25 protein-coding genes and 1 pseudogene are annotated in these 23,920 nt (G+C 70.0%); 7 read left to right on the plus strand and 19 right to left on the minus strand.

Annotated features, from left to right (window positions below; all coding sequences use genetic code 11):
* Window positions 1-52: 52 nt before the first annotated feature.
* Together FGD71_RS48545 and FGD71_RS48550 are read left to right on the plus strand one after the other, a co-directional pair.
* Window positions 53-406 (plus strand): ATP-binding protein, encoded by a 354-nt coding sequence (locus FGD71_RS48545; protein WP_240436458.1) that lies wholly within the window; start codon window positions 53-55, stop codon window positions 404-406.
* Complete coding sequence (locus tag FGD71_RS48550; protein WP_244951208.1) at window positions 403-942, plus strand: ATP-binding protein; 540 nt, start codon at window positions 403-405, stop codon at window positions 940-942. The genes FGD71_RS48545 and FGD71_RS48550 overlap by 4 nt, the downstream gene beginning before the upstream one ends.
* Here the strand turns inward: FGD71_RS48550 and FGD71_RS08070 are convergent.
* Window positions 908-1,174: a YunG family protein gene (locus FGD71_RS08070; RefSeq protein ID WP_420878256.1), complete on the minus strand. Its 267-nt coding sequence runs from the start codon at window positions 1,172-1,174 to the stop codon at window positions 908-910. The genes FGD71_RS48550 and FGD71_RS08070 overlap by 35 nt on opposite strands.
* Before the next feature lie 738 nt (window positions 1,175-1,912).
* Here FGD71_RS08070 and FGD71_RS08075 point away from each other — a divergent pair.
* The 4 genes from FGD71_RS08075 to FGD71_RS08095 all read left to right on the plus strand — a co-directional run bounded on the left by FGD71_RS08075 (window position 1,913) and on the right by FGD71_RS08095 (window position 6,247).
* Window positions 1,913-2,335 carry an Hsp20/alpha crystallin family protein gene (locus tag FGD71_RS08075; protein WP_119099771.1) on the plus strand — a complete coding sequence of 141 codons (423 nt, stop codon included), beginning with the start codon at window positions 1,913-1,915 and terminating at the stop codon, window positions 2,333-2,335.
* Window positions 2,336-2,428: 93 nt separating this feature from the next.
* Window positions 2,429-2,824: a DUF2267 domain-containing protein gene (locus FGD71_RS08080; protein ID WP_162931064.1), complete on the plus strand. Its 396-nt coding sequence runs from the start codon at window positions 2,429-2,431 to the stop codon at window positions 2,822-2,824.
* 1,369 nt (window positions 2,825-4,193) lie between these two features.
* The gene (locus FGD71_RS08090) at window positions 4,194-4,907 is read left to right on the plus strand and encodes a response regulator transcription factor (RefSeq protein ID WP_119099773.1); all 714 of its coding nucleotides are present in this window, start codon (window positions 4,194-4,196) and stop codon (window positions 4,905-4,907) included.
* On the plus strand, window positions 4,907-6,247 hold the full coding sequence (locus FGD71_RS08095) for a sensor histidine kinase (RefSeq protein ID WP_119099713.1): 1,341 nt from the start codon (window positions 4,907-4,909) through the stop codon (window positions 6,245-6,247). Before FGD71_RS08090 ends, FGD71_RS08095 begins: the two co-directional genes overlap by 1 nt.
* A 4-nt stretch (window positions 6,248-6,251) precedes the next feature.
* Here the strand turns inward: FGD71_RS08095 and FGD71_RS08100 are convergent, their stop codons facing one another.
* The 13 genes and pseudogenes from FGD71_RS08100 to FGD71_RS08160 form a co-directional block, all read right to left on the minus strand.
* Window positions 6,252-7,061 (minus strand): VTC domain-containing protein, encoded by an 810-nt coding sequence (locus tag FGD71_RS08100; RefSeq protein ID WP_240436460.1) that lies wholly within the window; start codon window positions 7,059-7,061, stop codon window positions 6,252-6,254.
* Entirely contained in the window at window positions 7,055-7,975 is a 921-nt protein-coding gene (locus FGD71_RS08105; protein WP_342354705.1) for a DUF4956 domain-containing protein, read from the minus strand. The genes FGD71_RS08100 and FGD71_RS08105 overlap by 7 nt, the downstream gene beginning before the upstream one ends.
* A gap of 273 nt (window positions 7,976-8,248) precedes the next feature.
* On the minus strand, window positions 8,249-8,911 hold the full coding sequence (locus tag FGD71_RS08115) for a protein-L-isoaspartate(D-aspartate) O-methyltransferase (protein WP_119099714.1): 663 nt from the start codon (window positions 8,909-8,911) through the stop codon (window positions 8,249-8,251).
* 23 nt (window positions 8,912-8,934) lie between these two features.
* Window positions 8,935-9,069: a hypothetical protein gene (locus FGD71_RS49625; protein ID WP_276147123.1), complete on the minus strand. Its 135-nt coding sequence runs from the start codon at window positions 9,067-9,069 to the stop codon at window positions 8,935-8,937.
* Between the two features lie 74 nt (window positions 9,070-9,143).
* Window positions 9,144-9,716 carry a YceI family protein gene (locus FGD71_RS08120; RefSeq protein ID WP_119099715.1) on the minus strand — a complete coding sequence of 191 codons (573 nt, stop codon included), beginning with the start codon at window positions 9,714-9,716 and terminating at the stop codon, window positions 9,144-9,146.
* A gap of 208 nt (window positions 9,717-9,924) precedes the next feature.
* Complete coding sequence (locus tag FGD71_RS08125; RefSeq protein WP_119099716.1) at window positions 9,925-10,221, minus strand: hypothetical protein; 297 nt, start codon at window positions 10,219-10,221, stop codon at window positions 9,925-9,927.
* A gap of 652 nt (window positions 10,222-10,873) precedes the next feature.
* Window positions 10,874-11,554: an aldehyde dehydrogenase family protein gene (locus FGD71_RS08135; protein WP_276147124.1), complete on the minus strand. Its 681-nt coding sequence runs from the start codon at window positions 11,552-11,554 to the stop codon at window positions 10,874-10,876.
* A pseudogene (locus FGD71_RS49630) lies at window positions 11,532-11,830 on the minus strand (aldehyde dehydrogenase family protein); the annotation flags it as partial. The gene FGD71_RS08135 and the pseudogene FGD71_RS49630, both read right to left, overlap by 23 nt.
* 58 nt (window positions 11,831-11,888) lie before the next feature.
* Window positions 11,889-12,236: a DoxX family protein gene (locus FGD71_RS08140; RefSeq protein WP_119099717.1), complete on the minus strand. Its 348-nt coding sequence runs from the start codon at window positions 12,234-12,236 to the stop codon at window positions 11,889-11,891.
* Between the two features lie 76 nt (window positions 12,237-12,312).
* Window positions 12,313-14,328: an acetoacetate--CoA ligase gene (locus FGD71_RS08145; RefSeq protein WP_119099718.1), complete on the minus strand. Its 2,016-nt coding sequence runs from the start codon at window positions 14,326-14,328 to the stop codon at window positions 12,313-12,315.
* Window positions 14,329-14,341: 13 nt separating this feature from the next.
* Entirely contained in the window at window positions 14,342-15,970 is a 1,629-nt protein-coding gene (mhpA, locus tag FGD71_RS08150; RefSeq protein ID WP_119099719.1) for a bifunctional 3-(3-hydroxy-phenyl)propionate/3-hydroxycinnamic acid hydroxylase MhpA, read from the minus strand.
* A gap of 19 nt (window positions 15,971-15,989) precedes the next feature.
* Window positions 15,990-16,967: a fumarylacetoacetate hydrolase family protein gene (locus FGD71_RS08155; protein WP_119099720.1), complete on the minus strand. Its 978-nt coding sequence runs from the start codon at window positions 16,965-16,967 to the stop codon at window positions 15,990-15,992.
* Window positions 16,964-18,109, minus strand: a complete 1,146-nt coding sequence (locus tag FGD71_RS08160; protein WP_119099776.1) for a VOC family protein — start codon at window positions 18,107-18,109, stop codon at window positions 16,964-16,966. Before FGD71_RS08160 ends, FGD71_RS08155 begins: the two co-directional genes overlap by 4 nt.
* Window positions 18,110-18,245: 136 nt before the next feature.
* On the opposite strand from FGD71_RS08160, the gene FGD71_RS08165 reads away from it, so the two are divergent.
* Window positions 18,246-18,881 carry a TetR/AcrR family transcriptional regulator gene (locus FGD71_RS08165; protein ID WP_119099721.1) on the plus strand — a complete coding sequence of 212 codons (636 nt, stop codon included), beginning with the start codon at window positions 18,246-18,248 and terminating at the stop codon, window positions 18,879-18,881.
* Here FGD71_RS08165 and FGD71_RS08170 read toward each other — a convergent pair.
* From FGD71_RS08170 to FGD71_RS08190, 5 genes are all read right to left on the minus strand, one after another.
* A complete protein-coding gene (locus FGD71_RS08170; protein ID WP_119099722.1) occupies window positions 18,857-19,570 on the minus strand; it encodes a hypothetical protein in 714 nt (237 codons plus the stop codon). The genes FGD71_RS08165 and FGD71_RS08170 overlap by 25 nt on opposite strands.
* 83 nt (window positions 19,571-19,653) lie before the next feature.
* Window positions 19,654-20,364, minus strand: a complete 711-nt coding sequence (locus FGD71_RS08175; RefSeq protein ID WP_162931065.1) for a TMEM175 family protein — start codon at window positions 20,362-20,364, stop codon at window positions 19,654-19,656.
* On the minus strand, window positions 20,348-21,943 hold the full coding sequence (locus FGD71_RS08180) for an FAD-dependent monooxygenase (protein ID WP_119099724.1): 1,596 nt from the start codon (window positions 21,941-21,943) through the stop codon (window positions 20,348-20,350). The genes FGD71_RS08175 and FGD71_RS08180 overlap by 17 nt, the downstream gene beginning before the upstream one ends.
* Window positions 21,944-21,954: 11 nt before the next feature.
* Window positions 21,955-22,845 (minus strand): alpha/beta fold hydrolase, encoded by an 891-nt coding sequence (locus tag FGD71_RS08185; protein ID WP_240436461.1) that lies wholly within the window; start codon window positions 22,843-22,845, stop codon window positions 21,955-21,957.
* On the minus strand, window positions 22,842-23,651 hold the full coding sequence (locus FGD71_RS08190; RefSeq protein WP_119099725.1) for an alpha/beta fold hydrolase: 810 nt from the start codon (window positions 23,649-23,651) through the stop codon (window positions 22,842-22,844). Before FGD71_RS08190 ends, FGD71_RS08185 begins: the two co-directional genes overlap by 4 nt.
* Between the last annotated feature and the right edge of the window lie 269 nt (window positions 23,652-23,920).

Consider the following 23,920-nt stretch of genomic DNA (forward strand, 5'->3'; position numbering starts at 1 on the left):
GCGAAGCGGCCCGGGACCGGAGCCTCACCCACCCGCACAGAGAAGGAAGTTGATGACGACCGCACCCGTGATGGACCCCGCCGAAGTCGTTCTCGCACCCGCTCCGAGCCCGCTTCCTCCACCGCCGCTGGCTCCGCCGATCCCCGCCGAACTCGATGCCGTCCTGCGGCGGATGCGGTTCCCCTATCTCCGGGCCGTCGCCCCCGACGTCCTCGCGACCGCCAGGTCACAACGCTGGGACTCGGCCGAGGTGGTCAGGATCCTGCTGGAAGCGGAGATCAAGGGCCGCGACGAGGCGACCCGCCGCAACCACCGCAAGATGGCCCAGCTGCCGTCCGGGAAGACTTTCGAGTCGTGGCGGGAGGCCGACTCCTCGATCCCCGCGCCGACCCAGCAGGCCTGGTGACGCTGGAGTGGATCTCCCGGGCGGAGAACTTGGCGGTCGCGGGACCAAGCGGTACTGGAAAAAGTCACCTGGCGGAAGCGTTGGCGAACAAGGCGATCGACCAGGGCATGAAGGTCGCCTGGTTCACCCTGGAATCGCTGACCGCCCACCTCGGGCGGGCCACCGTCGACAACACGGTCTCCAAGGCCGTCGCGAAGATCACCAGGTGCGACCTCATCGTCGTCGACGACAACGGCATGCTGCCCAGCGGGCAAGCCGCCGCAGAGGCGTTCTACCGCGTCATCGACGCCGCCTACGAACGCCGGTCCGTGATCGTGACCTCGAACCTCCATCCGTCAGGATTCGATTCGATCATGCGTAAGACACTGGCCACCGCCGCCGTCGACCGGCTCCTGCACCACGCTCACATCGTCCTGACCGAAGGGTCCTCGCTGCGGCTGACCCAGGTCACCAGCGGTCAGGGCGTCGTTCCCTCGCCCCGGCCGGCTGACCCCTGGCTCCTCAGACGGGCTCCGGAAGCGGACCAAGGTGTTTGATCACACGCTCACGCAGCAGGAGGTACTCCTCCCAGCGGCGGGGCAGCGGGCCCGGCGGCCGCGTGGCGACACGAGCAGCCGTGACGGTCTGCCCGCGCTGGAACTGTTCGAGTGTCTGGTCGAGTTCCACACCGCTGGGCAGCCGGTTCCACCAGTGGAAACCGTGCTGGGTCCCGTCAAGGTGCACCTCGCCGACCATGAGGTCACCGCCGAAGACGTCGTTGACGATCAAGGCGGTGATGTCGCAGTGCCCCCAGGCCGGGTTGTCCGGCTGCCAGCCGGCTGGTCATCAGGCGAGCAGGTGTCGGCGGCCCAGCCGGCACGCAGGGCCTTGTCGAGATCAAGAAGGTTCCAAGGGGTCATGCCGCCAGCATCGCAGCCACCACTGACATCACAGACGGCCCAGGCGCACGGCCCAGGCGCACGGCCCGGCCGTCCCGGCCATGCACGGATACAGCCGAACGGAGGACGAATAGTCATACCGGACAGGGAGATTAACTGTCCGTCGGCAGGGACCTGGAATGACCGCTCACTCGGACGGGCTGATGTCCGTGGACAACGAGTCCGATCGGATCTTCGCCTTCATCACTCCGCGCATGGGTCAACGGGAGCACTGCCGTACCCGACGCTGGTGCAGATCACCACATCTGCTCGTTACTCAGCGCGACGTGATCGCTTGCAGCGAGAACTCGCCAACTCTGATGAACAACCGCCAAGAGGCTTGAACGGTCACAACGAGCACCAGTCACCTCAACCCCAGGATAATGGCCCGGTTAGCACTGTTGTTCGATTACGCCTCGCTGTGCGACCGGGCGGGCGGTCTGATCCCCGGCAGCGGCCGCCCGGCCATCCCGCTCCGTGCAGGCCAACCCTTGAATTGAGTCGGGTCTTGTCAATTTTGATGATGGCGAGGTATATAGGTGTTGTCGTCTCATGCGCATCCTGTCTTCGGGAGAGGAGCTGACCGATGATGCTCATGCGAACCGACCCCTTCCGGGAGCTGGACCGGCTCACCCAGCAGCTGCTGGGGACCGCTGCGAGGCCGACGGCCATGCCGTTGGACGCCTTCCGTACTGGTGACACCTTCGTCGTCGAGCTGGACCTGCCGGGCGTGGAACCCGAGAGCATCGACCTGGACGTCGAACGCAACGTGCTGACCGTCAAGGCCGAACGCCGCCCGAGCGCCGACGAGAACGCCGAGGTCGTGATCGCGGAACGGCCCACCGGGTTCTTCAGCCGCCAGCTCTTCCTCGGGGAGACCCTGGACACCGAACGTATCGATGCCTCCTACGAGGCCGGTGTGCTGCGGCTGCGCATCCCGGTCGCCGAGCAGGCCAAGCCCCGCAAGATCGCCATCAGCGGCGGCGACTCGCGCAAGCAGATCAGCGGCTGAGCCCGCGACATGAGGCGGGCGGGAGCCCGGGCCGGCGGCTCCCGCCCCGTACCCGTCCCCGCTGGGCGGCGGCCGTCCACTCGGGAGGACGTCATGCGTATGCACTGGGGCGCGTTCATCGCCGCGGTCCAAGAACGTGGCGAATACCCCTCACAGGAAGAGGCGGAACGATCCTCTCGCATCGTTCTCGCCTTGCTGGGCGCTCATCTGGTGGGCGAGGTGCGCGCCGAACTGGCAGCCCGGCTCCCCGAAACGCTGGCGCTGGTTCTCCTCAATCCCCTCCAGGCGCACGAACCTCTCCCGCCGGAGCGGTTCATCCGGGCGACCGCGGCCTGGATCGAAGGCGCCACGGAGAAGACCGCGACGTGGGACGTCAGCGCCGTGCTCAGCGTCGTGGCCGACGTCGCGGGCGAGGACCTGACCGATCGGCTCCTGCTCCAGCTCCCGCCCGGCTATGACCTGCTCTTCGGCCGCCCGCAGCCGAGCTGAACACTGACCGGCGGGGTTGGACACGGCACCTGCAGGACACCCTCCAAGTCGTAGTGCATCCGACCGGGCCCGGCAGCGGCCGGATGACCGTGGCCGGAGACATCGATGTGGTCTGCGCCCCGGACGTGCGCGAATCCCTGCGGACCGCCCTGTCGACTTCGCCTCGCGCCACACTCTTGCCCCAGAGAACTCCTGCCCTCGGCAGGACCGCCGTGCCGTGGTGGCGGGCTCCGGTTGCTCGGCACTCGGACGGACACGAGCAGGCAGTACTCCCGGATTCCTGCGCTATTGGGGGCGGTTGTGGCAGGTGAGCGCGGCGGGATCACCACTTGGTGCGTCACCACCGGCCACCTTCAATGGGTCAATGCCGGCTGTGAAACGGGAACGCGGGGGCGCACCAGCGATGAGGCCACAGTCCTCCTGATCGAGTGGCGCGGGGGCGCCGCCGATTACCTCACCGCCCTGGAATGAGGGCCCCGGGCCCCTATCCACCGTCTCGCCCAGGGCGGCAAGCGCTCCTGCGTCCAGTTGCGCATCTTCGCCTGGGATGGGCTCGATGCCGCCACGCGCGTGATGACACCGCGCGGCTCCACGGTCTCTTTTCGCGACGGCGAGCACGGGGGCACACCGTACGGTTCAGTCGTCCCCGTCGGCCATCCGCTGGGCCCGGGCCCCGGCGGGAGTGCAGGTGATGTCGTACGCCAGGTCGTCCGCGTCGTCGGCGCCGGGCTCCGCCTCCAGCCGGGCCACCGGGGCGGGGCCGCGTTCCACGTCCTCGTCGAAGGCATATCCGTCGGCGGGGCTCCAGGAGACGAGGTACACGCTCCCGTCGGGACGGCACTCGACGGTGGCGGTACCGCCGGTGAAGCGGACGGTCTCCCGGTCGAGGGCCGGGGACGGGCGCGGCGAGGACGGGCGGCTCGGTGTGGGGGTGGGGGCAGGGCTCGAGGGGGACGGGGGATGCGGTGTGGTCGTCCCGTAGCGTGAGNGTGGTCGTCCCGTAGCGTGAGGGCGCGCTCCCCGCCAGTGCGCGCCGTACCGCCGCGTCGTCCAGGGCGCGGCCGTGCTCGGGCGTGCCCGCGTCGGCGCTCGCGAGCTGCCACGCGCCCAGTCCGCCCGCGCCCGTGCCGACGGCGACCCAGGCCGCGGTCACCAGGGCGCTGCGCCACTTCACGGGACGACCACCTCTCCTCGACGACGTCAGGGGCTCGTACGCGTCTGTCCCGCACCGACGTGCGGAAGACACCGCAGGACCCTGCCGCACCTTTCCCTAAAGCCGGGTTAAGACACCTGCAAGGATGCCCTCCTGAGGTCCCGTCTGTTCACCTGGATTACATCCCGGGTCCACCATCTGGCTACCGTGTCCGTCATGGCCCACCTACTGGTCGTCGAGGACGATCCCGCGCTGCGCGGCGCCCTGGTGCGCGCTCTGCGGGACAAGGGACACGCGGTCGCGACGGCGCCCAGCGGGATGGCGGGACTCGACGCGGCCGTGAACAGTCCGCCGCACCTGGTCGTCCTGGACCTGGCACTGCCGGACGTGGACGGCGGGCAGGTGCTGCGGATGCTGCGGGCGGTCAGTGACGTCCCGGTGATCGTGGCGACCGCACGGGACGAGGAGCCGGAGATGGTCGCGCTGCTGGAGGGCGGCGCCGACGACTACATCGTGAAGCCGTTCGGGGCGGCCCAGCTCGACGCGCGGATCAAGGCGGTGCTGCGGCGGCTGGGCCCGGCCGAACCCGAGGAGCCGCTACGGGTGGGCGGGCTCGTCGTGGACCCGGCGGCCCGCGAGGTCGCCTTGGACGGCCGGGCCCTCGACCTCACCCCCCGGGAGTTCGACCTGCTCGCCCACCTGGCCCGCCGCGCCGGCCAGGTCGTCTCCCGTCGCGAGCTCCTCGCCGAGGTCTGGCAGCAGCCGCTGGGTGGCGCCGACAAGACCGTCGACGTCCATCTGTCGTGGCTGCGGCGGAAGTTGGGGGAGACAGCCCAGGCCCCGCGCTATCTGCACACGGTCCGCACCGTGGGGGTGAAGCTGATGGTGCCCATGCCCGACGGAGAGACCGGCGACGCGGGAGAGCCGTAGTGCGGCGCCGGCTGCTCCTGCTGACCGGGGCCACGACCGCCCTCGTCCTGGCCGCCCTGCTGGTGCCCCTCACACTGCTCACCCGGACACACGCCGCCGACCGGGCCACCGCGGAGGCGACCGCGCGGGCACAGTGGGTGGCGTCCGCTGTGGGCCCCGTACTGGCGGACGGTGCGCGTGGGGCGGCGGCAGCCGAACAAACCGTGCGGAGCGCCAACGGCGCCGGTCTTCCCCGGACCTCGCTGATCCTCGCCGGCGGCGCCGTCGTCGGCGCCCCCGCGCAGGTCACGGACGCGGTCCGGCTCGCGCGTACAGGGCGGGCGTTCACCTATGAGCTGTCCGACGGCGGACGGGTCGTGCTGGTCCCGGTACACGGCGCCCCGGACGGCACGGCGGTGGTGCAAGTGGCCCTGAGCTCCGGGCAGTTGCGCGACGGAGTCCTGGCGTCCTGGCTGGTACTGGCCGGGATAGGCGCGGGCCTCGTCCTCCTGGGACTCGTGCTCGCCGACCGGCTGGGCGCGCGGCTGGTAAGCGCGACGCGCTCCCTGGCCAAGACGGCGGACCGGCTGGCCGCAGGCGACCTGACCGCCCGCGCAGAACCGGCCGGACCACCGGAACTGCGCCTGATCGGGGACCAGCTGAACCGACTCGCCACCCGCATCGACGAACTCCTCGCGGCGGAACGCGAGAACGCCGCCGATCTCGCCCACCGCCTCCGCACCCCCGTCGCCGCACTCCGGCTGGACGCCGAAACCCTGCGTGACCCCGCCGAGGCCGAACGGATCACGACGGGCGTGGCCGCACTGGAGCAGGGCGTCGACGAGGTCATCCGCCGGGCCCGGCGCCCCCTGCGGGAGACCGAGCCCTCCTGCGACCTGTCGACCGTCGCTCGCGAACGGACCGCGTTCTGGCTGCCGTTGGCCGAGGACCAGGACCGTGCCGTCGAGATCGACACCCCGCCCGGCCCCCTTCATGTTCCCGTCCCGACCGACGAACTGGCCGCCGTACTGGATGCGTTGATCGGCAACGTGCTCGACCACACCCCCCAGGGCACGGGCTTCCGCGTCACGGTCCGGACGGCGGGTGGCCCCGCGGAGCTCCTGGTGGAGGACGAGGGCCCTGGCTTCACCCACGGCGGCGGCCCCCATCCCACCGTGCGCGGCACCAGCGGCGCGGGTTCCACCGGCCTCGGCCTGGACATCGCCCGCCGTACGGCGGAGGAGGCGGGCGGCACGTTCACGGCGGAGAGCGCACCGGGGGCAAGGGTGACGCTCGCGTTCCCGAAGGCCGCGGGCCGACCGCCCGCTCCTGCGTCCGACGGCCGTCGGACGACCACCTGACCGCTTACGGGAACACCGTCCGCACCGCCCGCGCCCACGCGTTCGCCCCCAGCTCCGGACGTACGGCCGCCAGTCCCGCGCTGTACTTGGTGAAGCCGGCCGGCCGCACCCCGTACCCGTGCAGCATCCGGTCCGCCTGCGTCAGGTGTCCCCGTGTCTTCGTCTCGACGAGCACGAGCCCACCGTCCGCGACGGCTCGCCCGCCCCGCGCCTCGTCCCGCACGACCAGCCCTGCGTCACACGTCACCCGCTGTCCCTCGGCGACGAACGTGACGCGCCGGTAGTCCGTGCGCAGGGAGGGCACGAGACCGTACGGGACGTCGAGCGTGCCGTACGACTCCCGCAGCACTCGGGCCAGGAACCGGAGCCGCGTCGCGTCGAGCGGCCGGTCGCCCCCGGCCATCCGCTGCCGGTGCTTCACCGTCTCGCCTCGCCCACTCTTGAGCTTGACCTCGAACTGCCGCTCCCCGCTGTCCTCGTACACCCGCTCCCTGATCCGGAACCGGCGCCGGCGCCCCTGCCGGTGGTCGTGAAAGGTGCGCAGCTCCGGGGTGTCGTAGTAGGTGGAGCGGTACCGGAAGCAGCGCAGACCGTCGATGGCGAGGACACGGAAGGCGGGGCGGCCGCCGGGCCGGCGTGGATCGGTCAGCCGGGCCGCGAAGTCCTCGAAGACGGATACCGGTACGACGTAGCTGTTGTCATGGCGTGCCAGTAACTCGGCACGGGAGTTCAGCTCGGCCAGCGACATCGGGTGCGCGGCGACCGCGGCCCGCTCGACGGCGCCCAGGGCCTCGGGAGGCATACCGCTCACCATGCGGCCGGCTCCTTCGGCGTGGTGCGCGGCGTGGGCGAGCCGGATGCGCCGCGGGGCCGGGACACCAGAGACGTACGGACTGTACGAGCCGCCTGCACCCCGTGGGCTGCCCGGTACCGTACCTCCACCACGGTCAGGTCCCGCACATAGTCCACCTCGCGCACCGTCCACCCGTACGGTTCCCCGAGCCGTCGGCGCAACTCCGCACGGAGGGCTTCTTCGTCCTCATGCACAACGTCCAGCGTGACGACCGTGCGCCGCTCACGCGCGTACAGGCGCGGGTGATCGGCCGCGTACAGAACGAGCAGGAGCACCCCCGCGAGAGATGTGGCGATGCCGAGGCCCAGCCCGGGGAGCCCGCACAGCAGCCCCAGGACCAGGGTCGTGAAGTAGTACGCCACCTCCTGGTGCCGCACCGAGTCCGAGCGCAGCCGGACGATCGACAGGACTCCGAACAGCCCGAACCCCAGCGCCAACCCACCGTCTTCGCCGACACGACCGAGCGCGGCAACGACCGCGAACAGCGCGACGTTGAGCGCGAGATAGGCGGGCACGAGCTCGCGCCTGTGATGCCGGCGGTGGAAGACACCGCACGTCAGCAAGGTCACCGCGACCAGATCGAGCCCGAGGTGGGCGGCCATCACTCCAAGATTTCCTGTGCTGTCCATGGCCACGACGTTAGGGAGCAAGAGGTTAAACGGACCGCTGCCGGGGGTTAAAGCAGCGGCGCCCCGGACAGCGAACAGCGCCTGCGCCGACAGGTACGGCGACTCAAGGAGCTCCGGGCCGCCGACGCGGAGGAGATCGCCCAGCTCAAGGCCGACATCGAAGCCCTCGTCCGCGCCCTGCACCAGGCGACAACAGAGAATCAGCTCCTGCGCCGGCAGTTGGTGGAGCGCACATCTGCGCTCCACGCACTGCCCATCCACCTTCGGCCGCCCGACACCGTGGCGCGCAGCGATGCCGGGCGTGACATCAACCCATGGGAGCGCCCGTCAGCGCGAGCTCGAATGTCCGCTGGGGCCACCCTGCACATGCCCCTGGAGGCGGTGGGGCGCTGGGCTGAAGAACACATCGCCGAAGTCCTCGCGGCGCGCGAGGCCTACGACGCCCGCCGCTGATTCCCCGCTCTTGTGCCTGTTTCTGTACGTCGTCCACGGCGGCTTGACGCGCTGTTGCGAGGCCCCTCAAGGAGGATTCTTATCGCCGTGCGGGAAGCCGTACCGTCCCTGCAACTGAACGAAGCGGGCCGCGGTGAGAACCCACCGCTGCTCCAGCCCCGATGCGGTACGAAGGAAGCAGACGACCTGTTCGTGTCCGCCCGGCCCGATCGGCTGTACCAGGCGGCCGGACGGCCGCACCTGCGCGATCAGCGGTGCGGGTACCTCCGGGAACGCGGCCGAGACGATGACCGCGTCGTACGGAGCGCGGTCCGGCACACCGCCGCTGCCGTCGCCGACTCGCAGTTCTACGTTTCGTACCCGCTGCCGTGCGAGATTGTCGCGCGCCTGCCGGGCGATGTCCGGCCTCATCTCGATGCTGACCACGTCGTCGGCCAGCCGAGCGAGCAGGGCGGTCTGGAAGCCCAGGCCGGTCCCGATCTCGAGGACGTGCTCGCGCCCTTCCAGGCCGAGGCTCTCGATCATCATGGCGGACAGCGACGGCTGCGTGGTGACCTGGCCCTGCCCGATCGCAACCGGCACGTCCCGGTAGGCCATGGCCGACTGACTGGCCGGGACGAATTCCGCCCGGGGCGTCGTCCGCACGGCCTCGAGCAGCCGCTCGTCCTTGATCCCGGCGGCTCTGAGGGCCTGCACGAGATCCGCGGGCTCCTTGGACACGGCGCTCATGGGCGGGTCACCACACCGCCAGGCTAGGCGGTCGCGTACGCCCGATACATGCCGGTCTGCTCCGACAGGCGGACCGCCGAACCGAAGACGCGAACCGCACCTGTCGCGCCGTTCAAGGCGTGAGGCGCGGAGAGCAGGTCGGCGGCGGCCTGCCGCACGATTGGGCCATCGAGTGGTTCACGATGCCCGGCGCCGGCTGCGGCGTTGCCCGAACCGGGCCCGCCCGCGGCGGCTACTCGGGCCGGTCTGCTCGTTCGAGCCTGGCCACCTCAAACTCCACCCGGACATCGTCGGCCAGCCGCAACGCGCCCAAGAACGCGGTGTAGGGCTTGATTCCCCAGGTGGTTTGCGTGACGGTCGCCCAGCCGCGCAGGAGACGGTCACCATTCCACTTCCCGTGCACCGTCACCGGGTGGGTCCGGCCTTTGATGGTGAGGTCCCCGGTGATCTCGAAGGACTGGGGCGTTCCCGTGATCTTGGTGGACCGGAAGGTGATCGTGGGGTGCTCTGCGGTGTGCAGCAGGGCTGTGTCTCCCAGTGTCCGCTTGATCTCCGCCCGGTCGGCATCAGTGAGCGGCTTCAGTCCGCCCGTTCCTTCCCGGACCTCCAGCGAGCCTGTCTCGACCGTCACCCGCACCGACGACCTGTCCGGGTCGTCGGCGGCCACCACCGCCTCCCCGGACCATCGGGCGGCCTCGATCGTGAGGTCGTGCCCCGCCCTGCGGCCCAGCCCGGCACGGCCGGTCTTGATCAAGAGGCGGCCAGTCGACGGTCCGAGCCGGTATGTTCCGTCTGTGAGCGTCACGGCGCCGAGGGTACGGGGCGGACGCGCCCGCGTCGTCGAGGCAGGCCGTTCGGCGTGTCCCCTGGTAGGTGCAGAACCGCCCGGTCACTGGTCAGACGGCCGGAATTACCCGATGGCCGTGACCTCCATGTCGTGTCCGAGCGCCCCACCGTCACGCTGATGGGGGCGTGGGCTTTTTGATCCGACGGCATCCGCTTCTGCCTCTGTGCTACCGCTGTGGCACGGAGAGTTCGCGGCCGAAGTAAAAGCCTTCCCGCTCCTCGACCACGTACGGGGCCATGTGCGCGCGTCGCTGCGTTTCCGGCTCGGAGTTGCGCCAGGAGTCGCATGCCTCCTTGGAGTCCCAGAACGACACCCCGGTGATCTCCTGACCGTCCTCGGACCAGTACGCAAAGGCGCGGCGCAGTCCCTGGGGGTAGGGGTCCGGACGCCATTCCCTCTCGAACTCTTCCAAGGTGCCCGGCCGGAGGCGACGCGTCGTCACCCAGACGAAGTGCTCCTCCATCGCAGCCTCCTCCCAAAGCCGATGCGGCTTACCGACTACTTTCAGACCACCGTAGGCCCGAAGCACCGCTTCCGCCTGCGCGGCGATCGACGAACCGCGCCGAGCATCCCCGGCGCGGTTCCGGGCTGCGGCTCCCTGGTGCCCTGGTGTCATCGGTGTGTGCGGGGCGGGTTCTCGCCGGGCCGCGTTGAGCAAGACGTAGGCGTACCGTCGCTCGCAGCTCCACCAGGAGGGCCTCCAGCCAGGCCACCGCGGTCTCCAGGTCCCGCAGCACCCGTCGAGATCGGGAACGGGCCGGCATGCCGGGGGAGCGGTCGGCAATCGATAACGCCGGGCGCAGGGGCTGAATCTACGGAACCGTGCTCGTCGACATCGAGACACGGCGGCCTGTGGGCCTACTGCCGGACCGTGAGGCCGACACGCTGACGGCCTGACTGGCGAGGCGGTAGGAGCCGGTGCCGGTTTCGATGATCGTGCCGTTGAAGGTGAGTGAAGGTGAGGCGGTCGAGATGGCCACGTACAGTCTCAGATCTGTGTCCCGCACAGGCCATAACTGGAGTTAACGCAGGTTTCCCCAAACGCGCGGCGGCTGGTTCGGCGCAGGTGCGCATCCTGCGCGGGGCGATCCCACGAGGGCGCGAGATTTTCGCAATTACGGGCGGATTCCGCGAGCGGAACCAGGAACTTGCTCGTTCATGCGTGAATCCGGAAGGCGCTGCTCAGGCGATCCATCCCTCACCGTGTCGGTGACGGTCCAACCCCACAGCTGAGAACTCGTCCTCTCCGGCGCTCGCCACGACGCCCAGACGTCGAAGTGCCTGCGAGATGGCGCGTGGCCCACGGCCTGCGCCGTGACCCAGCGCGTGTCGGTGAAGGCCTCGGCGCCCGCCGCGATGGACTGGTCGTTGACGTGGACGATGCCGGTACGCAGACGGCTCGCGACCTTCAGGCCCTTCGCCAGATTCTCGGTGATGGCGCCCGCGGTCAGCCCGTAGTGAGTGTCGTTGGCGAGCGCGAGGGCCTGGTCGGCGCTGTCGATCACGTGGGCCACGGTCGCCGGACCGAAGATCTCGTCGTAGTAGACCTTCATCTCCTTGGTGACCCCGGTGAGGACGACCGGGCGGATCAGCGTGCCCGGCTCCTCGATGTCGCCGGTGCCCGCGGCCAGTTCGGCACCCTGGGAGACCGGGTCCGCGACGAGTGCCGAGGCCCGGCGGGCGGCGGCCGCGTTCACGACCGGGCCGACCCGCCGTGCCAGGGTCGCTCTGATCGCCGTACGGCAGTGCCTGGACGCGGGCGGCGAACTTGGCCGTGAATTCGTCGGCGACCGCACGGTGGACGATGACCCGGTCCACGCACCTGCAGATCTGCCCCGCGTTCATGAAGGAGCCGAAGACCGCGGCGTCCACCGCGTAGTCGACGTCCGCGTCCTTGCGGCGCGGCCGACCTCCGTGGAACCGGTGAAGTCGACCATCCGCACCCGGGGGTCGGCTGTCAGCGCGGAGACCACCTCGGCGGCGTCGGCGCGGTCTTTGGTGACGACGTTGAGCACGCCCGCGGGCAGTCCGGCCTCGTGCAGTACGTCCGAGATCAGCAGACCGCAGGCGATCGGTGCGTCCTCGCTGGATGGTCGTGCGGGTGGGCATCAGGAAGGCTTCCGGATGGGGTCACGCGGTGAGAAGGGCAACGAGATAGCCGGCGACCAGGAGGGCGCACACGACCGCAGGGGCGAATCCACGTGCCCTGTCCCCGTTGCGCAGGTGCGTGATCACGGCACCGGCCATCAGCAGCAGCAACCCGGCACCGGCCAGAGCGCCCAGCAGCGGCACGGCCAGGCCGAGGGCCACACCGGCGGCACCCGCCACCTCGAGAACTCCGATGACGCGATATGCCGAGACGGAGAAGCCCGACTGCGCGGCCAACTCCCGCATCGGTGCCACAGCGAGGATCTTGGGCACCCCGAAGGCCACGAAGAGCAACGCGACAAGACAGGCCAGGGCGACGGAAAGGGTCATGGGTTTCCTTGGGGTGAATCAGATGTCGAGGGCTCCGCCTGGTGGCGGGCGTACGGCGTTGGGGCCGGAGGGGACGTCATGCGCTGCTTCGCGCGTCCCGGCGTTCGGTGCCCAGGCGAGCGAAGTAGGCGATCAGGTCGGGTTCGTCGACGGCGGCAGGGTCGACGACCTGATCGGGACAGGCACCCTGGAGCAGGCGTTTGACCGGGACCTCGAGCTTCTTGCCCGTGAGGGTGTGGGGGATGGCAGGCACGTCGAGGATCTCGTCGGGGACGTGGCGGGGTGAGGCGCCGGTGCGGATGGCGTGGCGGATCTTGTCGCGCAGGGAGTCGTCCAGGGTGACTCCGGCCGCCGGGACGACGAACAGGGGCATCCAATAGCCGCCGCCCGGTTCCTCGGCGCCGATGACCAGGGCTTCGGTGATCTCTGGGAGGCGTTCGACGACGTCGTGGATGTCTGCGCTGCCCAGGCGTACACCGTTGCGGTTGAGGGTGGAGTCGGAGCGGCCGTGCACGATCAACGAGCCGTGTGAGGTGAGAGTGACCCAGTCGCCGTGCTGCCAAACGCCGGGATAGGTGGCGAAGTAGGCGTCACGGTAGCGGCTGCCGTCGGGGTCGTTCCAGAAGTACAGCGGCATGGAAGGCATGGGGCGGGTGACGACCAACTCGCCGACCTGGTCGACCACCGGGTAGCCCTCGGCGTCGTAAGCGGACAGGGCGACCCCCAGATGAGGAGCGGACAGCTCGCCCGCCCAAACGGGCGTGGTGGGGGCGCTGCCGGCGAAGCCGGAGACGACGTCCGTGCCGCCGGTGATGGAGGCCAACTGGACGTTGTCGCCCACGTGGTCGCGGACCCAGGGGTGGGCCGAGGCGGGCAGCGTGGAGCCGGTGCAGCCGATGACGCGGATCGACGACAGGTCGTGGACGGACGGGTCGATGCCGAACTTGGCCATACCGAGCAGGTATTGAGGGCTGGTGCCGAAGAGTGTGACGCGGTGGCGGGCAGCCAGTTCCCACATGACGTCCGGGCGCGCCAACGGGGCCGGGCTGCCGTCATAGGTACAGGTGGTGGCGCCTGTCAGGAGGGTGGAGGCGACCAGGTTCCACATCATCCAGTGGGTGGTGGTGTACCAGAGGAGGCGGTCGCCGGGGCCCAGTTCGGAGTGGAGGCCTAGGGTCTTCAAGTGCTCCAGCAGCACGCCCCCGTGGCCGTGGACGATGCCCTTGGGCAGGCCGGTGGTGCCGGAGGAGAAGACGACCCACAGGGGATGGTCGAACGGCACGGGCGTGCAAGCGAGTTGCTCGGTGCGTGTGACCGCGTCCTCCCAAGCAAGCGTCAGACCCGGGTACTCGCCCTGAGGCCAGGACAGGCCCACGTTGTCCACCAGCACGGTGGCCTCGAGGGTGGGCAGCGACCGTGCGAGATTCAGCGCGGCGTCGCGGCGATCGTGGGTCGTGCCGTTGAAGAGGTAGCCGTCCCCGGCGATCAGCACCGTGGGCTCCAACTGGCCGAAGCGGTCCGCGGCGGCCTGCGGAGCGTAGTCCTGGCCACACACCGACCAGACGGCGCCGAGGCTCGCGGCGGCGAGGAAGGCGACGATCGCGTGAGGGGTGTTGGGCAGGTAGCCCACGACCCGGTCGCCCTGGCCGACGCCCAGGTCGCGCAGGGTGGCGGCGACGGAGGCGACCTGGGCGCGCAGTTGCTCGCCGGACACCTCGTAGCCGGCTCCGGTCTCGTCCAGCGCGATGACGGCCGCCTCGTCCAAGCGCAGGTGGCGCAGGGCGTGGTGGGTGTAGTTGAGGGTGGCGCCGGGGAACCAGCGGGCGCCAGGCATCTTCTCCTCTTCCAGCACCTGCTCGTACGGCGTGGCCGCGTCGACGTCGAAGTACTCCCACACCGCGCTCCAGAACCCTTCGAGGTCGGTGACGGACCAGCGGTGCAGGGCGGTGTAGTCGGTGTAGTCGCAGGCGTCTTCGACGGAGCGGTGCCGTGCGAGCCGGCGGCCGAAGTCCGCGATACGGCTGTGCGCGGCCGTCTCCGGGTCGGGGGACCAGAAGGGTACCGGGGTTGGTGCGGGACTCGTGGTGGTCATCGAGCGGTGCTCCTCAACAGGGTGGCGGTGCCGGGATGGGGGTCCCCCTGCTCGAGCGAAGCCGAGAGCTCGGGGGAGTCGCCGTGCACAGAAGGGGCGCCCAGGTTGCGACGTCGGTGAAGCCGCCGCGGCCGGTGGGCACGGTGTCCAGGACGATGCGGTCGGGGCGTACGAGTACGGCGGCGGCCCGGCCGTCGTGCAGCCAGGCGGCGAGGGTGCCGTCGTCGCCGGCCTCGTCCACGGGGACGATCCGGGCGCCGAGCCCCTCGGCGACGGCCCGCGTCGACGGCGTCAGGGGTTCGGCGGTCAGCACGGCGAAGGAGTCCCCGAGTACGTCGTCGAGGCGGGTGCGCCGGCCGTCGGCGATCACCCAGGGCTGGGGGCAGCAGGTGCCTGAGAGGCGGCCGCGCCGTATGAGCGGGCCGGAGGTCAGGGTGGGGCTGATGCCACGGCCGGCCAGGCCCGTCACACCCGGGATGCGGCACGCGGCACCCAGCAGGGTCCGGCGGATCGCGGCGGCGCGGTCCTGGCCGCCGGTCATGGCCCAGCCCGTCGCGACGGCGAGGCGGATCACATGGCGCGCGTGGGGCTTGCGTTCGCTCTCGTAGGTGTCCAAGAGCCGTTCGTCAGCGCCCTGTTGGAGGACGCGGGTGAGTTTCCACGTGAGATTGTGCGCGTCGCGTATGCCTGAGCACAGGCCCTGCCCGATGAAGGGCGGGGTGAGGTGGGCGGCGTCGCCGAGCAGGAACACCCGGCCCCGGCGCCACTGGTCGGCGACGCGGGCCCGGAAGGTGTAGCGGGCCTGCCGGATCACCTCGAAGTCGTCGGCGCCCGAGAGCGACACCCACGGGGCCACCAACTCCCGCAGCCGCTCCCGCCCGTGCGTACCGTCGAGGCTCTCCCCGTCGCGGAGCCGGAACTCCCAGCGGTAGCGGTCCTCGCCTATGCGCATGAACGTCGCGGGCCGGGCGGGGTCGCAGACCTGGTCGACGCCTTCCCAGCACCGCACGTGGGCGCGGGTGCGGACGTCGATGACGGTCCAGTGCTCCTCGAAGCACAGGTCCTCCCATCCGGCGCCGATGGCGTCGCGAGTGAGGCTGCCCGCGCCGTCACAGCCCAGCACGGCGTCGGCCCACAGGTGGGTCTCACCGCCGTCCCCACGGACGGTCACGCGCACCGGGCCGTCGCCGTCCTGGTCGACGGCGGTCACCTCCACACCACCGCGCAGCTCGCACTCCGGACGCCTGGCCAGGGTGTCTCGCAGCAGGCGCTCCAGCTGCGGCTGGTCGAACATGCTGGTCTGCGGAAAGCCGTGGTGCCCGTGCGGGGAGCGCCGGAACTCGGCCATCACCCGGTGCCGGGCGTCCAGCAGACGCAGCCCGCCCGCCGGCCGTGCGACGGCGGAGAACTCCCCGTCGATACCTGCGGCCTGGAAGATCCGCCGGACTTCGTCGTCCATGGCGACCGCGCGCGGCAGAGGGTAGACGTCTCGGTGGCGCTCGAGGACGACGGTACGGACTCCGCGCCGGGCGAGGAGGAGGGCGGTGGTGACACCCACGGGCCCGGCTCCGATGATGACGACGGGTATGTGCGCCGCCCCGGTCAGGGTGTCCCGTCGGCCGACGGCCTGGTCTGTGGTCATGTGCGGCTCACCTCGTGTGTCAGTTCGCGTCGATCACGGGCGTGCGTTGCTCACCGAGGTTGATCAGCCCGTCGGCAGTCGCGATCGTCGCCGTGATCACGTCGCCCTCGTGGAGGTAGCGCGGATTCCTGGCCTGGCTCTTGAAGAACGCCTTCCACTTGACGGCGGGTGGCAGCAGCGCGCCGAGCTTCTCCACCGGCTTGGGCGGGGCCTTGAGGGCGGTGCCGCCGGGGGTGCCGGTCAGCAGCAGGTCGCCGGGGTCGAGGGTCTGGAAGCGGGCGAGCAGCGTGAGCGCCTGCGCCGGACGGACGACCATGTCGGCGAGGGTGCGGTCCTGACGCAGATCACCGTTGACGGACAACTTCAGCCGCAGATCGAGGAGATGGGCGAAGTCCTCCGGCTCCAGCAGTGCCAGGTACGGCCCCGTCGGCGTGAAGGTCGGATACGACTTGCTCTCGTAGAACTGGGTCTTGGTCAGCTGTACATCACGTGCGCTGACGTCGTTGGTGATCACGAGCCCGGCGACGTACGACGGCAGGCTCTGCTCGGTGACGACGGTGCCCACGGGCAGGGATGCGCCCATGACCAGGCCGAGTTCGACCTCGTAGTCGAGGAACTTCACGTGCGCGGGCCGGACGATACTGTCGGCCGGGCCGCTGACCGAGCCGGACGCCTTGCGGAAGAAGGTGGGCGGGATCTCGCCGGTGAATCCCGAATCGCGGGCGTGACTCCGGTAGTTGACCATCTGGGCGACCACCCGGCAGGGCGTGGTGACCGGGGAGAGCGTGACGAGGTCGGCGACGGGCGTGCCCGGCTCGCCCGACGCGGCGGCCTCGCGTACGGCGTCACGGTCGACGAGTAGCTCCGGGGTGGTGACGGCCTTGGTGTCGACGCGGACGGCTCGGTCGTTCGGGGTCTTTCCCGGTCGAGCGGAGTCGAGACCTTGGGGAAGGACCACCCACCAGCCATCAGCGGTGCGCAGGACGTTGGTACTCATGAGTTCATCGCTTTCAGCAGGCCCAGGAGCCGGGCAGGGTCGAGTTCGTTGTCGCCGCGCAGGGCATGCAGCACCTCACGGACTTTGGCGGGAGACGGATTCGCGCCGAGGAAGTCCCGGGTCGCCGGCGGCCCCCATTGCGCAAGGCCGCTCGCCGACATGGGCGACCAGCCGGGTTCGAGGTCGCAGGAGAAGAGGTCGCCGTCGGCGAAGTGCTCCAGCATGAAGCGGTCCGGATCACGCCAGTAGTCGAAGAGCTGGCTGCCCTGGATGTGCCGGCCGATGCCCCAGCTGCGCTGATAGCCGCGCTCGGCCAGGTACTCCCCGCCCGCCGCGATCGCGTCCAGGTCGGTGACCTGGTAGGCGGAGTGGACATAGCCCGTCCCCGGACCCAGATGCATCGCCAGCGTGTGGTGGTCCACCACGACGCTTCCCTGGTCGCAGCGGATGAACGCCATGACCGGGCCGCGCTCGCGCTGACCGTCCAGGAAGTGGAAATCACTGACGATCATGCCGAGGGTGTCCAGGTACCAGTCCAGGGCACGGGCGAACACTCGCGTCTCCAGGACCACATGACCCAGCCGCTGAACGCGCGAAGGCTCACGCGGTGGGCGCTGCGGGACGTTCGTACGACGGTGATCCGTGCCGGAGTTGAGAAGAAGCGGCCGCTGTTCGGGCAGCGCGGGCAGCTCCTCGGCATGGTGCACGATCCGCACCGGGACGCCTGAGGGGTCGAGAAGGTCGACCACCTTGCCGCCGCCGGGCGCGTCCACGTCTCGCACGGCGGAGCCGGTCGCACGGGCCAGCCGGTCCAAGTCGGCCCGTTCTGCGGCGCGGAACGTCGGGCCGATGAAACGGGACGTACGGCCACGCCGGATCACCATGCAGGGCGAGCCGGCGAACGTACCCCGCAGCCACAGCGCGCGCTCACCGCGGGCGGCGATCCCGAAACCGAAGTCACGCGCGAAGACCTCCGCGCGGTCGAGGTCGGGCTTTTCGAACTCCAGCCAGGCCAGGTCAGCCACCTTGATCAGCGGATTGCGGGAGCGCCCGGGGTGTTCGCCGAGAAGGGCGCCCTGCTCGCTGTGGATGTCCTGGTGGGCTGTTCTGACGTCGGTCTCGTCGACGTGCGTCTGGGACACGGTGCCCTCCAAGCAACATTGCCGTAATGATGAGATCATCAGCTCTGATAGACCCATCGTCAAGGGGTTGGCCTGCATCAAATGATGGTTCCATCAGAATTGCGGTCGTCATCGTCGCCGTTGTTAGACTCACCGCATGCCGACCTCAGCCCCGCCCAGCAACCGCTTCGAACGACGCCGCGCCGAGACCCGGCAGGCACTGGTCCGCGCGGCCCGGCAGATCCTGGCCGAGACGGGAGACACGAGCGCGAGCATCCAGGCGATCGCGGAGCGCGCGGACGTAGGTTTCGGCACCTTTTACAACCACTTCGAGTCGAAGGCGGAACTGTTCGACGCGGCGGTGGTGGACGCGCTCGAGGAGTTCGGCCAGGCCATCGACGAGCGTCTGCAGGGAACCGACGACCCCGCCGCGCTCGTCGCGGCGGGCGTGAGGCTCAGCCTGCGCATGGTCGACTCCCACCCGGAGCTCATGCAGGTACTGCGCCACCGGGGACTCGGCCACGTCCACTCCGACCGGGGGCTGGCGCCCCGAGCCCTGCGCGACCTGGAACGCGGTGTCGCCGCCGGCCGCTTCGTCGCCGTCGACCCGACCGTCGCCCTGTCCGCGCTGGGCGGGTCCCTGCTGTCCCTGGTGGAGCTGAGGTTCGCCCGCCCCGAACTCGACGCCGACGAGGCTGCCGCCAACCTGGCGGAGATCGTTCTGCGCATGCTGGGGGTTCCCCCGGACGACGCCCGCGATGTCGCCCGTCACCCCCTGCCCGATCTGGCCTGACCGGGTCCGGTTCGGCGGGGTTGCTCGGGAAGGGGGCAGGGGCCGGGATTCGGCGGCCGTGGGTGTAGTTCTCCTCCGTCTCCTCCGTGGTGTCCGCTCCTTCTGTGGCCGAGGACCGCGATGCCGAGGAAGGCGCCAAATTCCACAGGAAGTCGGTGTACGGGCCCGCTGCCGGCCGACGGGGAAGAACTGCTCAACAAGGCTTTCGAAGAGCCCTGCACCTGACCGAACTCGCGGGCCATGGCGGCCGACAGGTCGTCGACGATCCCGAGCATGAGCTCCGCGGCACGCCGTATTTCGGCGAATCGCCGCTCACCGCCCAGCGGCCGTTCGCAGACGTCCCACAGCTCACCGTTCGCGAAGGCATGGCCGATGTGGATCGCGCGCAGCGTGTGTTCTACGCCCACACCGCGACTCACGACCTCGGCCGGCCCCAGGAGCACCTCGGCCACTTCGGCAACGACGAAGTCCTGTTCGTCGTGGAGGGCAGCGACCGCCCCGAGCGCCACTGCCTCACACTCCTTGTGCAGCTCCTGCACGACCTCGTCGACGGTCAAGTAGGGCACCTCCTCGGCGATGTGCCTTCGCGCCAAGGCCTGGCCAAGCTCGACAGCCCAGCCGCACGGGCCGACTCCGACGTGCGTCACGAGCTCCGCCGCCTTGGCCTGCGGCAGGACCGCATGAGTCACCGCGTCCCGCTCGCGTGGCTTGAGTTCTCGGATCCATCCGCCGTGCTGTTCGGGGCTCCTTCTCGCGGGGCGCCGTTCATATCTCACTGTGGTCCTCGCCGCCCGCCCGGCCGGCGCGCGCCGGCTGAGCGACGCGTACGGTCTCCTGACCGCTCGCGCACCGGCTCCGCCCCGGGGCGCGTCGCCCAACGGGCGGCCAGCGCGGTGAGCGTGAAGACCACCGCCCAGCCGTACTTCGCGCCACTCAGGCTGACGAAGGCGATCGGGATCGACAGCAGGAAGGCGACTGTCGGGAAGGTCAGGAACAGTTGGAAGCGCCGCATGATCTCGGGTGCCGACCCCGGCCGCAGCAGGCCCCGGACCCGGCAGTGACGCACCATGTTGATCAAGGCCAGTCCGGTACCCCCGACCACGGCGGCGTAGAGGACGGCACTGATCTGGTAGGGGCTGTCCTCCAGGAGGACCTTCGTCGCGAAGGGGACCAGGGCGATCCCCAGCAGCCAGGTGAAGTTCAACCACAGCAGCCGAGGGCTGAAAGCGCCGATGCGGCCGAACAGCCACTTGTGCGACGCCCACAGCGCGGCGATGACCGCGAAGCTCAGCAGGAACATCACATAGTCCGGGAGATGCTCCCGGAATGCCCCCCACACCTCGGCGTCGCTCCTGCCGTGGGGCACCGGCAACTCCAGCGCCAGCAAGGTCAGGGCGATCGCGACGACCGCGTCGCTGAAGAAGACCAGCCGCTCGTTGGTGGCTTTCTCACGGCCGTCGACCGTCTCACTCACCTCGGGCACGTCTGCTCCCTGGTCGGCATGGTGCGTCCCGCCCGACCCGGGAGCGCTCTGCGGCGCGGGGATACTGTCCTGGATCACTCGGTGTGAACGCCTTGGCCGCGGCGGTGAAGGCGGTTGTCCAGTCGGACGTGATGATGCTTGCGATGTATCCGTCCGGCCGGACGAGGATGAGCGTGTCGCCGGTGATGCCGTAGACGCTGTTGAGCCGGCCGGTGGTGTCGGCGAGGACGCCGTCGTCGTCGATGTGGCCTCCGGTGCGGACGGCGTAGCGGCGCAGTTCGGCGCCATCGGCCGGCCAGATCAGCTTGGGCAGCGCCTCGGCGGCGTCGGCGCCGAAAGCCAGGAGCGTGAAGTGCGGCCCCTGGTAGACATCGAACAGGCGTCGGACATCGTGCGCGGAGCACGGCGCGTCCGGCGCCCGGTCGCCCGCGTGCAGTGTCTTGGTGGCGGGGGAGTGGACGGGGGCGAGCGGACCGGCGTGGTAGGAGAGATCGAGTTGGCGTTCCTCGTCTCCGCGCTTGAGTCCGGAGACACGGTGGTTGCTGAGGTCTGCGTACAGGTCACTGGACTTGCCGAGAACGCGTGCGGCGATCGGCTGCCGCTCGGCTTCGTAGCTGTCGAGGAGGCTGTCCGGTGCGCCGGCGATGACCTGGGCGAGTTTCCAGCCGAGGTTGTAGGCGTCCTGCACGCCGGTGTTGAGTCCTTGCGCGCCGGCCGGAGTGTGCACGTGGGCGGCGTCACCGGCCAGAAAGACCCGGCCCGCGCGGTAGTGCTCGACGAGCCGGACGTTGGGCCGGAACACCGAGGTCCAGGTGATGTCGCGCAGCCGCAGGCCGGTCAGCTTGTGGAACCGGGCGGCCAGCGCGGCTTCGTCGAGGTCCGGTGCGTCGTCCGGCTTCAGCCGGATCATCACCTGGAACTGGTCGGAATGCGGCAGGGGGCACGCTCCCGCGGAGGCGCGGGGCCAGATGTGCCACCGGTCCCGGGACAGTCCGTCGATCGTGCCGTCGATGATGAGCGTGCGGTCGGATGCGTCGGTCTCCCCGGCGAAGCCGAGTCCGGTGGCCTTGCGGACGGCGCTGGCGCCCCCGTCGGCGCCGACGAGGTACTTGCTGCGCACCTTCTCGCCCGAGGCGAGCGTCGCCGTGACGCCGGCGGCGTCCTGTTCGAAGTCCTCCAGTGCGGTGTCGTACTCGATGGGCAGTCCCAGGCGGTCGAGCAGGCGGTGCAGGATGGCGTCGGTACGGTGCTGCGGCAGCAGCAGGATGTTCGGGTACGGCACGTCCGGGGTCGGCCGGTTGCGCTGCTGCATTTTCCACGGCGCGGTGACCGGTCCGAGGTGAATGCCCGCGAGCGGGTAGGGGCCGCCCTCCGCGTGTGCCTCGCGCAGCACGCCGAGGTCCTCGAAGACCTCCTGTGTGCGTGGCTGCACGCCTTTGGCGCGGGAGCCCTTGAAGGCGTGTGGTGCCTTGTCGATCAGGCGGACGCTTAGGCCGCGCCGCAGCAGGTCGGCCGCCAGGGTGGAGCCCGTTGGGCCGGCTCCGGCAACGAGTACGTCGATGTCGTGGTGTTCGGTCATGGCGAGGGGCCTCAGTTGATCTTTTCGAAGAAGGTGGCGAGCAGCCGTGCCGTGCCGTGAGGATCCTCGAACGGGACCATGTGCCCGCAGTGGTCGAGCACGTGCAAGTCGTCCGGCGGGAAGAGGTCCCGGACGGTGTCGAGCTGCTCTATGGGGGTGACCTGGTCGTGTTTGCCCCACAGCAACAGCTTGGGTACGGGCAGTCGGCCGGCCCGTCGATAGAGGTCGTGCTGTCCGATGAGCGGGAAATCCCTGAGCGTTGACAGCAAGGCGTAGATCGAGCCGTGGAACCGGTAGGGCTCGCCGACGAGGCGGCGGAGCCGATCCGTGTCCTCGCCCGTCCGAACGTTGTGGCCCAGATGGCTGCTGAGGAAGCGGTGGCCGAAAAGTCTGCCCAGGAGCCGGGCGAGCGGATCGACAGCCAGTAGGCGGGTGAGGGGCTGGTTCTGCTCTGCCAAGCCGGCCGGACCGATGAGAGTCAGCGACAACGGCGTCGGGATGCCGGCCTGGGTGGCGAAGGCCATGGCGATGAGTCCACCCATGGACGTTCCGACCACGTGGACTCGCTCGCGGGGAGCGACCGCGTCGAGGAGCTCGCTCAGCTGGCGGAGGAACAGGGCCTGGTCGTAGGGACCTTCGACGCGATCCGACCACCCGCGGCCGTAAGCGCTGTAGGCCAGGGTACGCAGGCCATGGGCGTGCAGGTCGGCGGCGATCGCGTCCCAGTAGCCGAGCGGGATCGTGTTCCCGGGGGTCAGCAGCACGAGGGGACCGGTGTCGGGTCCGGCGAGCTGGTAGTGGGTCATTCCGTCGGACAGCGGGACGAAGGAGCCTTGGGCCGCCGCCCGTGCGGTCTCGTCCAGGATTCGGTCTTCGCCTTTTGCGACGTAGGTGCCGCTCACGACTGGCCTCCGAGGAATTCGAGCATGGCGCCGGCCACGCGGGTTGGAGCTTCCTCCGGCATCAAGTGGCCGATCCCGGGGAGGACGATGTCCTGGCTGCCCGGGATGTCCCTGGCGAAGTGCTGGCCGTCGATGCCGTCGCCGCGCAGGACCAGAGTGGGCACGCGCAGCCGGCGGAGTTCAGGCGTCCGGTCGGCCTGGTCGGTCCTGGCGAGGTCGATGAAGGCGGCACGGTTCCCCGGCCGGCTCATCATGGCGTGCATCCGGTCGACCATGGCTTCCGGCACGGTGAAGTCGGGCCCCACCATGCCGCGCACGTTCCGGGCGACCATGCCCCGCGAGCCCGCACGGCGCAGCAGCGGGCGGGTGAGCGGGTTGCGGGCGAGGCGCATCGCGACGGGGAGCGACTTGCCGACATACCCCGTCGAGTTCATGAGCACCAGGCGCCGTACCCGCTCGGGGTGGGTGAGCGCGAAGTTCCAGGCGATGTTCCCGCCGAGCGAGTTTCCGGCGACCATGCAGGTGTCCACGGACTGCCCGTCGAGGAAACGGGCGACGAAGGCGACGTACGACTCGATGCGGTAGTCCCGGTCGGGCCGGGGCCCGGTCAGTCCGAACCCCGGCAGGTCCAGCCGGATCACCTCGTAGGCCGGGCGAAGCCGCGCCGCGACCTCGTCGAAGGTGTCCAAAGACGAGCCGGAGCCGTGCAGGAGCAGCACCGCCGGCCCTCGCCCCTCCCGCACGAAGCGCACGCGCATCCCGTCGACCGACGTGAATGACGATCCCTCCGTGAGGCTGTTCTTCATCTCGCCTCCCCAGTTATTGGCTACGACGTAGCCGTATTATTTCGGCTACAGAGTAGCCATTTTTGCGGGAGAGAGGCAAGCCAAGTGACTACGCGGGACCGGCGAGGGCGGCTGCGCGCGAGATCGCTCGAGCCGGGGCGGTGGCGTGTCGGCCAGGTGTCTCGACCGCACCGTCCTGCTTGCCCAGGCGCGCGACCGAAGGGTCTATAGCGCGACCGAAGGGTCTATAGGTGGATGCCGGCGTCGAATCCCGTGTCGGCCAGCGTCCT

Source organism: Streptomyces sporangiiformans, assembly GCF_005768555.2.
GTDB lineage: Bacteria > Actinomycetota > Actinomycetes > Streptomycetales > Streptomycetaceae > Streptomyces > Streptomyces sporangiiformans.

Excerpts from the sequence above, each read along its gene's own strand:
- FGD71_RS08115 (WP_119099714.1), bottom strand. The coding sequence starts at position 8,911 with ATGAGCGCCGTGTCCAAGGAGCCCGCGGATCTCGTGCAGGCCCTCAGA.
- FGD71_RS08080 (WP_162931064.1), top strand. The coding sequence starts at position 2,429 with ATGCGTATGCACTGGGGCGCGTTCATCGCCGCGGTCCAAGAACGTGGC.
- FGD71_RS08180 (WP_119099724.1), bottom strand. The coding sequence starts at position 21,943 with ATGACCGAACACCACGACATCGACGTACTCGTTGCCGGAGCCGGCCCA.
- FGD71_RS48545 (WP_240436458.1), top strand. The coding sequence starts at position 53 with ATGACGACCGCACCCGTGATGGACCCCGCCGAAGTCGTTCTCGCACCC.
- FGD71_RS08125 (WP_119099716.1), bottom strand. The coding sequence starts at position 10,221 with ATGGAGGAGCACTTCGTCTGGGTGACGACGCGTCGCCTCCGGCCGGGC.
- FGD71_RS08090 (WP_119099773.1), top strand. The coding sequence starts at position 4,194 with ATGGCCCACCTACTGGTCGTCGAGGACGATCCCGCGCTGCGCGGCGCC.
- FGD71_RS08165 (WP_119099721.1), top strand. The coding sequence starts at position 18,246 with ATGCCGACCTCAGCCCCGCCCAGCAACCGCTTCGAACGACGCCGCGCC.
- FGD71_RS08190 (WP_119099725.1), bottom strand. The coding sequence starts at position 23,651 with ATGAAGAACAGCCTCACGGAGGGATCGTCATTCACGTCGGTCGACGGG.
- FGD71_RS08145 (WP_119099718.1), bottom strand. The coding sequence starts at position 14,328 with ATGACCACCACGAGTCCCGCACCAACCCCGGTACCCTTCTGGTCCCCC.
- FGD71_RS08140 (WP_119099717.1), bottom strand. The coding sequence starts at position 12,236 with ATGACCCTTTCCGTCGCCCTGGCCTGTCTTGTCGCGTTGCTCTTCGTG.
- FGD71_RS08155 (WP_119099720.1), bottom strand. The coding sequence starts at position 16,967 with ATGAGTACCAACGTCCTGCGCACCGCTGATGGCTGGTGGGTGGTCCTT.
- mhpA (WP_119099719.1), bottom strand. The coding sequence starts at position 15,970 with ATGACCACAGACCAGGCCGTCGGCCGACGGGACACCCTGACCGGGGCG.
- FGD71_RS08075 (WP_119099771.1), top strand. The coding sequence starts at position 1,913 with ATGCTCATGCGAACCGACCCCTTCCGGGAGCTGGACCGGCTCACCCAG.
- FGD71_RS08100 (WP_240436460.1), bottom strand. The coding sequence starts at position 7,061 with ATGGTGAGCGGTATGCCTCCCGAGGCCCTGGGCGCCGTCGAGCGGGCC.